The organism is Marisediminicola sp. LYQ134, from assembly GCF_046599635.1.
GTDB lineage: Bacteria > Actinomycetota > Actinomycetes > Actinomycetales > Microbacteriaceae > Marisediminicola.
In genome coordinates this window covers 895,141-908,219 of the sequence record NZ_JBKIWP010000001.1, presented here as the reverse complement: position 1 = coordinate 908,219, position 13,079 = coordinate 895,141, and the positions used below count along the sequence as shown (strand labels likewise).

At 68.1% G+C, this 13,079-nt stretch carries 13 protein-coding genes; 5 read left to right on the top strand and 8 right to left on the bottom strand.

The window, feature by feature from the left end:
- Positions 1-7: 7 nt before the first annotated feature.
- Entirely contained in the window at positions 8-1,111 is a 1,104-nt protein-coding gene (locus tag ACLHIH_RS04420) for a fatty acid desaturase family protein (protein ID WP_411315490.1), read from the bottom strand.
- Between the two features lie 128 nt (positions 1,112-1,239).
- Positions 1,240-2,475: a D-alanyl-D-alanine carboxypeptidase family protein gene (locus ACLHIH_RS04415; protein WP_411315489.1), complete on the bottom strand. Its 1,236-nt coding sequence runs from the start codon at positions 2,473-2,475 to the stop codon at positions 1,240-1,242.
- A 79-nt stretch (positions 2,476-2,554) separates the two neighbouring features.
- Here ACLHIH_RS04415 and ACLHIH_RS04410 point away from each other — a divergent pair, with 79 nt between their 5' ends.
- Positions 2,555-3,499: an aminoglycoside phosphotransferase family protein gene (locus ACLHIH_RS04410; RefSeq protein WP_411315488.1), complete on the top strand. Its 945-nt coding sequence runs from the start codon at positions 2,555-2,557 to the stop codon at positions 3,497-3,499.
- Between the two features lie 35 nt (positions 3,500-3,534).
- Here the strand turns inward: ACLHIH_RS04410 and ACLHIH_RS04405 are convergent, their stop codons facing one another.
- The gene (locus ACLHIH_RS04405; protein WP_411315487.1) at positions 3,535-4,338 is read right to left on the bottom strand and encodes a TrmH family RNA methyltransferase; all 804 of its coding nucleotides are present in this window, start codon (positions 4,336-4,338) and stop codon (positions 3,535-3,537) included.
- A gap of 148 nt (positions 4,339-4,486) precedes the next feature.
- Here ACLHIH_RS04405 and ACLHIH_RS04400 point away from each other — a divergent pair, with 148 nt between their 5' ends.
- Together ACLHIH_RS04400 and ACLHIH_RS04395 are read left to right on the top strand one after the other, a co-directional pair.
- Complete coding sequence (locus ACLHIH_RS04400; protein WP_411315486.1) at positions 4,487-5,365, top strand: Sir2 family NAD-dependent protein deacetylase; 879 nt, start codon at positions 4,487-4,489, stop codon at positions 5,363-5,365.
- Positions 5,362-5,997 carry a histidine phosphatase family protein gene (locus ACLHIH_RS04395; RefSeq protein WP_411315485.1) on the top strand — a complete coding sequence of 212 codons (636 nt, stop codon included), beginning with the start codon at positions 5,362-5,364 and terminating at the stop codon, positions 5,995-5,997. Before ACLHIH_RS04400 ends, ACLHIH_RS04395 begins: the two co-directional genes overlap by 4 nt.
- A gap of 19 nt (positions 5,998-6,016) precedes the next feature.
- Here ACLHIH_RS04395 and ACLHIH_RS04390 read toward each other — a convergent pair whose 3' ends face one another.
- Together ACLHIH_RS04390 and ACLHIH_RS04385 are read right to left on the bottom strand one after the other, a co-directional pair.
- Complete coding sequence (locus ACLHIH_RS04390) at positions 6,017-7,141, bottom strand: glycosyltransferase family 4 protein (RefSeq protein ID WP_411315484.1); 1,125 nt, start codon at positions 7,139-7,141, stop codon at positions 6,017-6,019.
- On the bottom strand, positions 7,138-8,037 hold the full coding sequence (locus tag ACLHIH_RS04385; RefSeq protein WP_411315483.1) for an alpha/beta fold hydrolase: 900 nt from the start codon (positions 8,035-8,037) through the stop codon (positions 7,138-7,140). Before ACLHIH_RS04385 ends, ACLHIH_RS04390 begins: the two co-directional genes overlap by 4 nt.
- Before the next feature lie 101 nt (positions 8,038-8,138).
- Here ACLHIH_RS04385 and treS point away from each other — a divergent pair, with 101 nt between their 5' ends.
- Positions 8,139-9,863 carry a maltose alpha-D-glucosyltransferase gene (gene treS, locus ACLHIH_RS04380; protein ID WP_411315482.1) on the top strand — a complete coding sequence of 575 codons (1,725 nt, stop codon included), beginning with the start codon at positions 8,139-8,141 and terminating at the stop codon, positions 9,861-9,863.
- A gap of 9 nt (positions 9,864-9,872) precedes the next feature.
- Complete coding sequence (locus ACLHIH_RS04375; RefSeq protein ID WP_411315481.1) at positions 9,873-10,559, top strand: 3'-5' exonuclease; 687 nt, start codon at positions 9,873-9,875, stop codon at positions 10,557-10,559.
- 85 nt (positions 10,560-10,644) lie between these two features.
- On the opposite strand, the gene ACLHIH_RS04370 is transcribed toward ACLHIH_RS04375, so the two are convergent.
- The 3 genes from ACLHIH_RS04370 to glgA form a co-directional block, all read right to left on the bottom strand.
- Positions 10,645-10,896, bottom strand: coding sequence for a type B 50S ribosomal protein L31 (locus ACLHIH_RS04370; protein ID WP_411315480.1), 252 nt, complete (start codon positions 10,894-10,896; stop codon positions 10,645-10,647).
- Between the two features lie 115 nt (positions 10,897-11,011).
- On the bottom strand, positions 11,012-11,794 hold the full coding sequence (locus ACLHIH_RS04365; protein WP_411315479.1) for an ABC transporter ATP-binding protein: 783 nt from the start codon (positions 11,792-11,794) through the stop codon (positions 11,012-11,014).
- A gap of 72 nt (positions 11,795-11,866) precedes the next feature.
- Positions 11,867-13,048 carry a glycogen synthase gene (gene glgA / locus ACLHIH_RS04360; protein ID WP_411315478.1) on the bottom strand — a complete coding sequence of 394 codons (1,182 nt, stop codon included), beginning with the start codon at positions 13,046-13,048 and terminating at the stop codon, positions 11,867-11,869.
- Positions 13,049-13,079: the final 31 nt, after the last annotated feature.

Below are 13,079 nucleotides of genomic sequence, written 5' to 3'. Positions count from 1 at the left end.
TGCGCGATCAGCGCCCGTAGGCGGATGCCGCGGGGCAGTCGAAGGGGTCGCCGCCCGCGGAGAGCCCCACGCGGTTGAGGTACTGGATGACGATGCCGTAGGACTGCATGAGCGTCGTCTCGGTGTAGGCGATGTTGTGGGTGTCGCAGTATTCCTTCGCGATCTGCTGCGCTCGCTTGAGGTGCGGCCTCGGCATGTTCGGAAAGAGGTGGTGCTCGATCTGGTAGTTGAGCCCGCCCATGAACGTGTCCATGGCGACGCCGCCCGTGATGTTGCGCGACGTGAGCACCTGGCGGCGGAGGAAGTCGACCTTGGAGTCTTTGGGCAGCACGGGCATGCCCTTGTGGTTGGGGGCGAACGAGGCTCCCATATAGAGACCGAAGATGCCGAGCTGCACACCGAGGAAGGCGAAGGCGAGGCCGACGGGCAGCACGAGGAACAGCACGGCGAGGTAGGCACCGAGTCGCGTCACGAGCATCGTGATCTCGACGCCGCGCTTGTCGACCTTGCCGCGGCCGAAGACCGTGCGCAGGCCGAGCACGTGGAGGTTGAGCCCCTCGAGCAGGAGGGCGGGGAAGAAGAGGTATCCCTGGCGCTTGGTCATCCACGCGTAGAGGCCGCGCGTCTTGGCGGCGTCCTCGGGGAGGAACGAGATGAAGTCGGGGTTGATGTCGGGGTCTTTGCTCACGACGTTGGGGTTGGCGTGATGACGGCTGTGCTTGGTCATCCACCACGAGTAGCTGATGCCGACGAAGAGGTTGGCGATCACTCGACCGGCGATGTCGTTGGCCTTGCCCGACTCGAACACCTGGCGGTGCGAGGCTTCGTGGGCGAGGAAGGCGTACTGCGTGAGCACGATGCCGAGGCCCGCGGCGATGAGCAACTGGAACCAGCTGTCGCCGAGGAGAACGAACCCCGTGATGAGCCCGCCGAGAGCGACGGTGACGAGGGAGAACATGAGGGCGTAGAAGCCCGTGCGTCGCTCGAGCAGTCCCTCGGCCCGCACAGTGCGCAAGAGAGCCGAATACTCGGTCGTCGGGTTCTTCTGGTTGCCGCCCGGCTTCGTCTTGGTGAATGTGACGACGGGCGTCGCGGTCGCGGTGGCGCTCATGCGGTCCTCGATCTGGCTAGTGACTTCTCAGTCGAAATGGTGAGCGGGTGCTCTCACGGATGACACGACCATAAGACCCTCGTCTGGACGGAACGTGGAGATATTCCGGCGTGGTTACATAGTGCCGCTCAGGGCATGAGTCGTCGGGGATTGCTCAATCGCCACTCGATGCTCGGTGCCTCGAGGGGGGCGTCGAGGGTGAGCGGAACGGTCTGCTCGACGCCGTCGACGACGACCGTCACCGACCCGACGGTCTCGCCCGCGGTCGCCGTCACGACGTCGTCGACGACGACGTCGGTCGTCACGGGAGGAGAAGACCAGACGATGTCGGCGACCCGCTCGCTCGCGACAGCCTGCGCGCTATCACCCCACTCGGTCTCGAAGGAGGCGAACACCTGACCCTCGTCGACGACCACGAGTTCGGTGAAGCCGGCCCGGACATCGTCGAGGAGACCGTCGACGGCGGCGGCGAGGCTCTCGCGGGTCTCCCCGCCCAACACCACTCCGACGACGGTGATGCTCTCGCCGCCGACCTCGACGTCGGTCGAGAACAGGAGGCACGACCCGGCCTCCTCGGTGTTGCCGGTCTTGATGCCGTCGACGCCGTCGTTGCCGCCGAGGAGGAGGTTGGTCGACTCGATCGGCCCGAATCCGGGAACCGAGATGACGGGGGTCGACACGATCTCCGCGAGAACGGGGGTGTCGAGCGCGAGCATCCCGATTCTCACGAGGTCGGTGGCCGACGAGACGTTCCGAGGAGAGATACCGGTCGGTTCGACGAGCCGGGTCGAATCGAGACCGTTCTCGTCGAGCCACTCGGCGGCCGCGTCGACGTAGGCCTCTTGCGAGCCGAAGACCCAGTTCGTGAGGGAGACCGCGTAGTTGTTGGCCGAGGGGACGACGACGAGCTCGAGCACTTCGCGCTGGGTGAGTCTGCTGCCCGGCGCGACGGGTTCGACACTGCCGTTCTGGCGCACGAAATCGAGATAGATCTCGAGGTCCTCGTCGGTGAACTCGATGACCGGACCGGACTCGTCGGGGCCGAGGGGCGCCTCGTCGAGCACGACGAGCGCCGTGACGATCTTCGAGATGCTCGCCATGGGCCGCGAGCCCTGATCGCCGTGGACGGCGAGGTCGGCGCCGTAGCCGGCGGCACCGATTGCGCCGGACCCGTACGACGGCCAATCGAGATCGGTCTCAGGGGCGACGGGGGGCGACCACTCCGCGGTCGACGACGTCGCGGAGTCGAGCGGCGCGGTGAGGGCCAGTGGCACGTAGGCACCCACCGTCGCGACGGCGACGAGGGCGGCGATCGTCACGGAGAGAGCTATCCGGCGACGCATCGAGCCGGGTTTCGTCGCCACCCGCTCATCGTACTTGTTCGGTCGCGGGTCGATCGAATCGTGTCGTCCGGGCCCTCGCCGACCTGCCTAGGCTTGATCGATGCGCACCGCCCGGTTGTTCGAAGCTGCAGGGATCGCCTCATTCCCCGAGCGGTCGACGTGGGACGCCGAAGTCGTCGACATCGTCGCGACGATGGTGCACCGCTGGGGGCTCACGGTCGGTGACGCGCACTCCGGCGGCATCTCGGCGACCGTGCTCGATGTCGTGCGCCCCGACGGCTCCCCCGCCGTGCTCAAGGTGGGGTATCCGCACGAGGAGGCGATCGCCGAGGCCGTCGCTCTCGACGCCCTGCCGCGCGATTGCGCGCCCGCCGTGCTCGCCCAGGATGCGTGGACGTGGTCGATGTTGCTCGAGCGCGTCGACCCCGGGCAGTCGCTTCTCGATGAGGCGCTCGCTCCGAGGGCGGCGCTCGTGGCGGGCGCCGAACTGCTCTCCCGACTCTCGGCGACCCGGCCCGTCGCGGGCATCCCCCTGCTCGCCGATGTCGTGACGGCGCAGCGTCGCGTCGCGCGGTCTCGAGTCGATGCGCAGCGTGACGTGCTCCAGTCGGTCGGCGCTCTCGACCTCGTACCCTCCGCTCTCTCCGACGTCGACGCTCTCGTGCGGTCGGGGATGAGCTCGGCGTTCGTGCACGGAGACTTCAACCCCGGAAACATCCTGCGCTCGCGCGACGGCTGGGTCGCGATCGACCCGAAACCGATGATCGGCGACCCGGCGTTCGATCTCTGGCCGCTCGTCGTGCAGCTCGGCACCCCGTTCGGCGGCCCCGACCCCGTGAGCAGTCTCGGCGAGGCCGTCGGCGTCGCGGCGCGCACGGCCGGGTGCGACCCCGTGCGCGCGACGCGGTGGGCGGCCGTGCGATCCGCGCTCGCGGTCACGTGGTACGTCCACGCGGGCTCTCTCGACGTCGCCGCGCGGGAGGCCGACGAGCTGCGCGTGTGGGCTCGACTGAGCGAGCGGATGACGACGGGGCCCGTCGGTTGAGCGTCGCGGCGCTGGTTGAGCGTCGCGGTGCTGGGTCAGCGCTCGCGCAGAGCCCAGAGAACGACGGCGCTCGTCGCGGCGACGTTGAGGGAGTCGACCCCGTTGCCCATGGGGATCGTCACGACGCTGTCGGAGGCGGCGAGAGCCTCGCGGCTCAGTCCGCTGCCCTCGGCACCCATCATGAGGGCCACGCGGTCGGGCACGGCGGCAGCGAAATCGGCGAGGTCGACGGCGCGATCGTCGAGGGCGAGAGCCGCGAGGTGGAACCCCGCCTCATGCAGGATCTCCCCCGCGCGAGGCCACTCGGGAAGGCGCGCCCACGGCACTTGCAAGACGGTGCCCATGCTCACGCGCACGCTCCGTCGGTAGAGCGGGTCGGCGCACCGGCGGGAGACGAGCACGGCGTCGGCCCCGAGGCCCGCGACCGAGCGGAAGATCGCTCCGACATTGGTGTGGTCGACGATGTCCTCGAGAACGACGACGCGCCGGGCTGTCGTGAGGAGGGACTCGGGGCTCACGAGCGGGGGACGGTGCATCGACGCGAGGGCGCCGCGATGCAGGTTGAATCCGGTGAGGGATTCGAGCACGTCGGGCTCGCCGACGTAGACCGGGATGTCGTGGTCGGCGAGGAGCGGACGCAGTCCGTCGAGCCACTTCTCGATCACGAGGATCGACTTCGGGCGGTGTCCGGCCGCGAGGGCGCGCGTGATGACTTTGAGTGACTCCGCGATGTAGAGCCCACCCTCGGGCTCGGTGACGCGCCGCAGCGCGACATCCGTGAGTCCCGCGAAGTCCTCGAGACCCGGCTCGTCGATCGTCGTGATCCTGACCTCGCGCATGGGTTCCTCTGCAGCTCGACCCCGTGATGCGTCCTCGGCGAGGAACATCCGCGGCTCGCCTCGTGTTGAGCTTCGAGTGTCTATCCTGTAGGCACACCGGTGCTCGAGGCGAATCGCCCGACGCCGGCGACGCACACGGAAGGAACGGATGTCGACGATCGACGCTCTCGGCGGCCCGGCCGACTCGTCTCCCGGCGTTCCCGCAGCCCCCGATCCGACCGCCCTCGATCTCGCGGTCGATGCCTTGCGCGGGCGCACCGTCGCGGTTCTCACGGGCGCCGGCGTCAGCACCGACTCGGGCATCCCCGACTATCGCGGAGCGGGCGCGCTCCCCCGCAACCCCATGACGTTCCAGCAGTTCGTCAAAGACGCCGACTATCGCAAGAGGTACTGGGCGGGAAGCCACCTCGGCTGGAAGAGATTCGACGGCGCCCGGCCCAATGCGGGGCACACGGCGATCGCCCGGCTCGAGAGCGCGGGGGTCGTCAACGGTGTCATGACCCAGAACGTCGACGGATTGCACGTGCGGGCTGGCTCGCAACACGTCGTCGACCTCCACGGCACGATGGATCGGGTGCGCTGCCTCTCGTGCGGTCAGAGCTTCTCCCGGTCGGATGTCGCGCAGCGCATCGCCGAGGCGAACACGTGGCTCGACGCCCCCGACGCCGTCGAGCTCGGCCCCGACGGCGATGTCGTCGTCGACGAGATCGACCGCTTCGTCACGCCCACGTGCACCGTGTGCGGGGGTGTCCTCAAACCCGACATCGTCTTCTTCGGCGAGTTCATCCCGACAGAGAGGTTCAAGGAGGCGACGGCGCTCATGCTCGCGGCCGATGCCCTCCTCATCGCGGGGTCGTCGCTCGTCGTGAACTCGGGCATCCGCTTGCTCGACCAGGCGGCCAAGCGCAAGCTCCCCATCGTCATCATCAATCGCGGCGAGACGCGCGGCGATTCCCGCGCGACCGTGAAAGTCGACGGGGGAACATCGGAGTCGCTCGAGCGACTCGTGCGCGAGTTCGCCTCGTGACCGACCTCTACCTCGTGCGCCACGGCGAGACCGACTGGAACGCCGCGCGTCGCGTGCAGGGAAGCACCGACATCCCCCTCAACGACACCGGTCGCGCGCAAGCGGCTCGCACGGGCCGACTGCTCGCCCGCCGCTCGTGGCACGCCGTCGTCGCGAGCCCGCTGTCGCGCGCGTGGGAGACGGCGACGATCATCGCCGAGGCCGCCGGCGCTCCCTCGCCCGAGAGGCTCGACGCGATCGTCGAGCGGGCGTACGGCGAAGCCGAGGGCCTCGACTACCTCACCCTCGACGAGCGTTTTCCCGCGGGGGTGACGGTTCCCGGGCGGGAGTCTCGCGAGCAGGTCGTGGCGCGGGCGCTCCCGGCGCTCACCGCGCTGGCCGCGGGTCGGCCGCGACAGAGGATCATCGTCGTGACGCACGGAGGCGTCATCCGCGCGCTCGTCAACACCGTCGAGCCCGACGTGCGCGAGTTGCGCGGCATCCCCATCACCAATGGTTCGGTGCATAGCTTCCGATTCGACGGTGGCGGCGTGCGGCTCCTCGAGTTCGACGATCCTCTCGAGCTCGAGTCGATCGACCCCGGAGCCGAGGACTTCGTCGAGCAGAACCCGGTCGCCGCGCGCGACGCCTAGCTGTACCGACTCAGTACGCCTAGCCCACGGGAGTGGCCGTGCGCGCGCGGGAGCGCGAACGCCGCGGCCTCCACCACGCGCGGCGGCGCTCCGGCAGCGTCTCGACGAGCGCGAGGAGGCGAGCGGCCGATTCGTCCCACGAGAAGTCGGCCGCGTGCGCGTGAGCGCGGAGCGACGCCGCCTCCCACACCCCGGGGCGATCCAGTTCGATCACGGCGCGAGCGAACGCGGCGGGGTCGAGGGGTTCGAAGAAGCTCGCGGCGTCTCCGCCCACCTCGCGGAAGACGGGGATGTCGCTCACGACGAGCGGTGTCGCGGCGGCGAGGGCTTCGATGAGGGGGATGCCGAAACCCTCGTCGAGGCACGCGGACACCATCGCCGTCGAGGAGCGCAGCAACTCGAGGTATCTCTCGTCGGAGACGCCGTTCTCGAAGACGACGGCACCCTGGGGCGCGAGGGCGGCGAGGCGCTCACGCGTCGCGTCGTCGATGCGGCTCAAGAGGTGCAGGCGGTATCCGGGCAGCGAGGCCATTCCGCGCACGAGTGTCTCGACGTTCTTGTTCGGCATGAACGTGCCCATGTAGACGAGCGTCTTCGCCTCGTCGTGGTCGCGCGGCGGGAGGTCGAGGGCGTCGACACCGGGGCGGATGACCGTGATCGGCCTCGCCGTGAGCGAGACCTCGTTCATCTCGCGCTCGCAGTTGTACGAACCGGTTACGACGGCCTCGCCGCGATTGAGCGCCATCCGCTGCGGAACGTAGGTGAGGTGATACCCCCACCAGATCGTGCGCACGATCCAACTGAACTCCCGCGGCGGCTTCCGCGTGCGATAGAAGACCATGTCGTGGAGGGTGAGGATGAGGCGGAACCTGCGGTGCGCCGACCCCACCGTCTGCATGGGGCTGTAGACGACATCCGGGTCGTGCCGGTTGATCTGCAGAGCCACCCACGGTTCGAGGAGGCTCGTCGCCGAGCGGATCTTGACCCACGGGAGGTCGGGCAGCATCACGAGTTGGCGTTCGTCGCTGATCATCATCGTCACCGGGTGCAGCCGCGAGAACGCCTCGACGAGTCCCGCGGTGTAGCGGCTGATACCGTCGTGCCGACCGATGCGCGTGTAGCGACAGTCGAAGAGGATCTTCACGATGCCGGGAGGGTGTCGAGGAAGTCGGTGATCGCGGAAGCCGCGAGCTCGGGCACCTCGTAGTGGATGAGGTGTCCGACGTCGTCGAGCACGACGAGGGTTGACCCCGCGATCGCCTCGGTGAGGTCGTACTGGGCCTCGACGGGAGTGATGTCGTCGAGTCGCGCGGCGACGAGGAGCGTCGGCACCGTGATCTGCGCGGCGAACTCGCTCACATCGGCACTGATGCTCGCGGCGAAGCCCTCGACGACGACGTCGCGCGACGCGAACCTGCTGAAGTAGGTGTGGTGCTCCCGGTGGATCCAACGGCGGAGCGCCCGGTCTTTCGTCTTGGCCATGCTCGAGCTCATGAGCTGCACGATGACCCAGCTGCCGAGCAATCGGCGACCCCACCGGGCCGGGAGCTTCTTGGCGAGGCCGTAGTAGAAGACCGTGAGACCCGTGAGCCACTGGCGCGGCCCCTTGAGGCCCGAGGTCGCGATGGGGTTGACGAGGATGAGCGCGAGCGGCCGCATGCCGCCCGCGACGGCGTGAGACACGACGATCGACCCGAACGAGTGCCCGAGAACGATGGGGGCGGCCTCGAGCTCGAGAGCGTCGACGAACGCGACCAGCCACGCCGAGTATCCGGCGACGGAGTGGTCGGTCTCGGTGAGCGGGGTCGACTCGCCGAAACCGGGGAGGTCGGGGCTGACGAAGCGCACGCCGGGGAGGTTGGCGATGATCGGCTCGATCCCGTGGTGCTCGCCGCGGTAGCCGTGCACGATGACGACCGTCCGCTCGGCGTCGGCGGGACTGTAGACCCAATATCTCGTGCGACTTCCGAGCACGGAGACCTCGCTGACGGTGAGGGGAATCGAGGCGAGAAGGGGCGCGTACGGGGATTCGGGTGACATCGGTGTCCAGCATAGGGACGGCGGCAGTCCGATCGCGCTCGATCCCCTCCTAGACTCGTTACGAATGCATTAATAGCGACCGTCTGGTCGAGAGGACGAACGTGAGCTTTACCGCCCCCATCCAACTGCCCGGTCTGACCCTCGACCCCCAGTGGTATCGACGAGCCGTCTTCTACGAGGTCATGGTGCGGTCGTTCGTCGACAGCAATGGTGACGGCGCGGGTGATCTGCAGGGGCTCATCGGCAAGCTCGACTACCTCCAGTGGCTCGGAATCGACGCCCTCTGGCTTCCGCCGTTCTACAACTCGCCGCTGCGCGACGGCGGATACGACGTGTCGGATTTCCGGTCGATCCTGCCCGAGTTCGGAACTCTCGACGAGTTCAAAGACCTCGTCACGAAGGCCCACGAGCGCAACATGCGCATCGTCATCGACTACCCGCTCAACCACACATCCGATCAGCACGACTGGTTCCAGCAGTCGAGGTCCGATCCCGACGGCCCGTTCGGCGACTACTACGTGTGGCGTGACACCGACGAGGGCTACGCGAACATCCGCGTCATCTTCGTCGACACCGAAGAGTCGAACTGGACGTTCGACCCCATCCGTCGACAGTTCTTCTTCCACAGGTTCTTCTCGCACCAGCCCGACCTCAACTTCGAGAACGAGGGTGTGCGCGAGGCCGTATTCGACACCGTGCGGTTCTGGATGGACCTCGGGGTCGACGGAATGCGGCTCGACGCCATCCCCTACCTGTTCGAGACCGAGGGTGGCAACGGCGAGGGCGAACCCGAGACCCACGAGTTCATCAAGCAGTTGCGCGAGATGGTCGACCGGGACTACCCCGGCCGCATCCTCATCGCCGAGGCCAACCAGTGGCCGCGCGAGGTCGCCGCGTTCTTCGGCACCGAGGAGGAGCCGGAGTGCCACATGGCATTCGACTTCCCCGTCATGCCCCGCATCTTCTACTCGCTGCGCTCGCAGCACGCCGGCGAACTGATCAGCGTGCTCTCCGAGACCCTCGACATCCCCGACAACGCCGGGTGGGGCGTCTTCCTCCGCAACCACGACGAGCTCACCCTCGAGATGGTCTCCGAGGAGTACCGCCAGGCGATGTACGGCTGGTACGCCTACGACCCGCGCATGCGATCGAACATCGGCATCCGCCGGCGCCTCGCTCCTCTCCTCGACAACTCGCGCGCCGAGCTCGAGCTCGCTCACGCGCTCCTGTTCTCGCTCCCGGGCAGCCCGTTCCTCTACTACGGCGACGAGATCGGCATGGGCGACAACATCTGGTTGCCCGACCGCGACAGCTCGCGCACGCCCATGCAGTGGACCCCCGACCGCAACGCGGGGTTCTCGACGGCCGATCCCGGAAAGCTCTTCCTCCCGGTCGTGCAGTCGCTCGTCTACAACTACAACCTCATCAACGTCGAATCGCAGCTCGCGCAGTCGCGGTCGCTCCTGCACTGGGTGCGCAACGTCATCCACGTGCGTAAGGCACACCCCACCTTCGGCCTCGGAACCCTCACGGTGCTCGAGACCTCGCACGAGTCGGTGCTCGCGTTCGTGCGCTCCTACGGCGGCTCGGGCACCCAGTTCGGCGACTCGCCCGAAGACGTGCTGTGCGTCTTCAGCTTCGCCCACAACCCCGTGTCGGTGTCGATCACCGTTCCGGGATTCGAGGGTTCGGCCACGTGGGATCTCTTCGGCGGCGGCGAGTTTCCGACCGTGAGCGAGAACGGCACGATCGACCTCACCCTCGCGACCCAGAGCTTCTACTGGCTGCACCTCGGCACGCCGTCCGGTGCCGGTGGCCGACCGTAGGGTGCGGGTGTGACAGCACCCTGGTTCGAGCGGCTCGGCGTCTTCGATCTCGAGACGACCGGAATCGATGTCGAGTCGAGCCGCATCGTCTCGGCGTACGTCGGCGTGATCGACGCCGACGGTGTCGCGACGGGCGTGGAGTGGCTCGCCGACCCGGGGATCGAGATACCCGCGCAAGCGAGCGCCGTGCACGGCATCACGACCGAGCGGGCACGCGCCGAGGGGCGGCCAGCCGCTGAGGTCGTCGCCGAGATCGTCGAGGTTCTGCGAGCTCTTCTGGCTCAGCGCGTGCCGGTGACGATCTACAACGCGCCATACGATCTCACGCTCCTCAACCGGGAGGCGACACGGCACGGCGTGCCGCCACTCGACTCCCCCGCGCCGATCATCGACCCTCTCGTGCTCGATCGAGCGATGGACACCTATCGCAAGGGCAAGCGCACGCTCGAGGTCGCCGCATCCGTCTACGGTGTCGAGCTCACCGACGCTCACGACGCGTCAGCGGACGCCATCGCGGCGGGCCGGGTCGCCCAGGCAATCGCGCGCAAGTTCTCCGCCGAGCTCGGCGAGGATCTCGCCGAGTTGCACGCGAAGCAATCGCAGTGGTGTTCCGATCAGGCGGCGAGCTTTCAGGAATACATGAGGCGCACGAAAGACCCCGACTTCGTCTCGCACGGGGGCTGGCCCGAGCGCTGACTCGTTCTGCGGCGACGCGGGGCGACCGGGCAAACAAGAAGGGCGACCGGCTTTCGCCGATCGCCCTTCCGCAGATGTCTGGTGCTCAGGAACCGAAGCCCTTGTAGCGGGTGTTGAACTTCTCGACGCGGCCGGCCGAGTCCATGATGCGCTGCTTGCCCGTGTAGAACGGGTGCGACTCCGAGGAGATCTCGACGTCGATGACGGGGTAGGTGTTGCCGTCTTCCCACTCGATCGTCTTCGCGCTGCCGACAGTCGACCGCGTGAGGAACGTCGCCCCCGACGCGAGGTCGCGGAACACGACGGGCGAGTACGTGGGGTGGATGTCAGACTTCATGGTCATTCCTTGGGTTGGTGAGTGCGAGGAGGTGGAAAGTTTTCGGGCCATAGGCCAACCACCGATGTTACCAGAAGACGGGTGCCCGGGAGGAGCGCGAGTCGATCTCCGTCGATCAGGCGGCGCGGGCGGTGAAGCGGCCCGCGTGCTCCTCGACGACGAGCTCGAGGCCGAACGCCGACGAGAGTGTCTCGGAGGTGATGACGTCGCCGAGCGGCCCGGATGCCGTGATGGCACCGTCGCCGAGCACGAGGGCGTGGGTGAATCCGACGGGGATCTCTTCGACGTGGTGCGTGACCATGACGATCGCGGGCGATTCGGCCGAACTCGCGTATCCCCCGAGAATCTGGAGCAGCTCCTCACGAGCACCGAGGTCGAGGCTCGCGGCGGGCTCGTCGAGCAGCAGGAGCTCGGGGTCGGTCATGACCGACCGCGCGATCTGCACGCGCTTCTGCTCGCCGTCGCTCAGGTCGCCGAAGCGACGCGACTCGAGGTCGGAGAGCTTCCACTCGGCGAGCACGCGCTGAGCGCGGCGGGTGTCGACATCATCGTAGCTCTCGGTCCAGCGACCCGTGACGGCGTAGGCGGCGGTCAAGACGACGTCGAGCACGATCTCGTCGGCGGGGATGCGACGCGCCATCGCCGTCGAGGCGAACCCGATGCGCGGGCGCAACTCGAAGAGGTCGGTCTTGCCGATGGTGTCGTCGAGCACGAGCGCGGTTCCCGAACTGGGGTGCAGCATGGCCGCGGCAACCTGGAGGAGCGTCGTCTTGCCCGCACCGTTCGGCCCGAGGATCACCCAGCGCTGGTCGTCGTCGACCTCCCACGACAGGGAATCGAGGATGGCGCTGCCACCCCTCACCACGGAGACATCGGACAGTTGCAGAACGCGCGCCATTCTCCAACCCTAGGCCAACTCCCCTGCGTGTCTCCGCACGCCGCGGGGCCCGCTCGGCGAGGGCGGGATCGGCTAGACGAGCGAGTCGTAGATGCGGCCGGTCTCGGTCGCGATGCGGTCCCACCCGAACTCGCGCTCGGCCCGTTGCCGCCCGGCGGTTCCGTAGGCTTTCGCGGCCGCGGGGTCGCTCACGACCTCGGTGAGGGTCGCCGCGAGATCGCGCACGAACTTCTCGGGGTCGGTGGGCGTTCCCGTGCCGTCCTGCTCCTGGTCGATCGGCACGATGCGCCCCGTGACGCCGTCGGCGACGACCTCGGGGATCCCGCCGGTCCCTGTGCCGACGACGGCGGCACCGCACGCCATCGCCTCGAGGTTGACGATGCCGAGGGGCTCGTACACGGACGGGCACACGAAGGTCGTCGCGACGCTCAGCACGGCCGAGAGCTCGTGCTGGCTCAGCATCCGGTCGATCCACACGACGCCCGTGCGCCCGGTCGCGAGTTCCGCGACACCGGCTTCGACCTCGGCGAGGATCTCCGGGGTGTCGGGAGCGCCGGCGCACAGGATGAGCTGCACGTCGGGCGGCAGGAGTTTGGCGGCGCGCAAGAGGTAGGGCAGGCCCTTCTGGCGCGTGATGCGACCAACGAACACGACCGAGGGTCGATCGGGGTCGATGCCGAGCGACCGCACGAGCTCGGGATCGTCGACGGGACGCCAGCGGTCGAGGTCGATGCCGTTGTAGACGACGGAGACCTTCGATTCGTCGAGCCTCGGGTAGGAGCGCAAGATGTCCTCGCGCATGCCGTTGCTCACCGCGATGACCGCGTCGGCGGCGTGGAACGCGGTGCTCTCGATCCAGCTCGACACGCGGTACCCGCCGCCGAGCTGCTCGGCCTTCCACGGCCTCAGCGGCTCGAGGCTGTGTGCCGTGACGACGTGAGGGATGCCGTGGAGCATCGACGCGAGATGACCGGCACCGTTGGCGTACCAGGTGTGCGAGTGCACGAGGTCGGCACCCGACACGTCCTGCGCGATCTGCAGGTCGACGCCGAGGGTCGCGAGGGCGGGGTTCGCGCCCGCGAGCTCGGTCGGCACGAGGTAGGAGTGCACATCCGGCTCGTCCCGCGGGGCGCCGAAGCACCTCACCACGACATCGCGGCTCGGTCGCAGCGCGGAGACGAGCTCTGCGACGTGCACACCGGCACCGCCGTAGACCTCGGGTGGATATTCCCTGGTGATCAGATCGACTCTCACGAGGTGAACGCTAGTACACACGCTCGCCGCG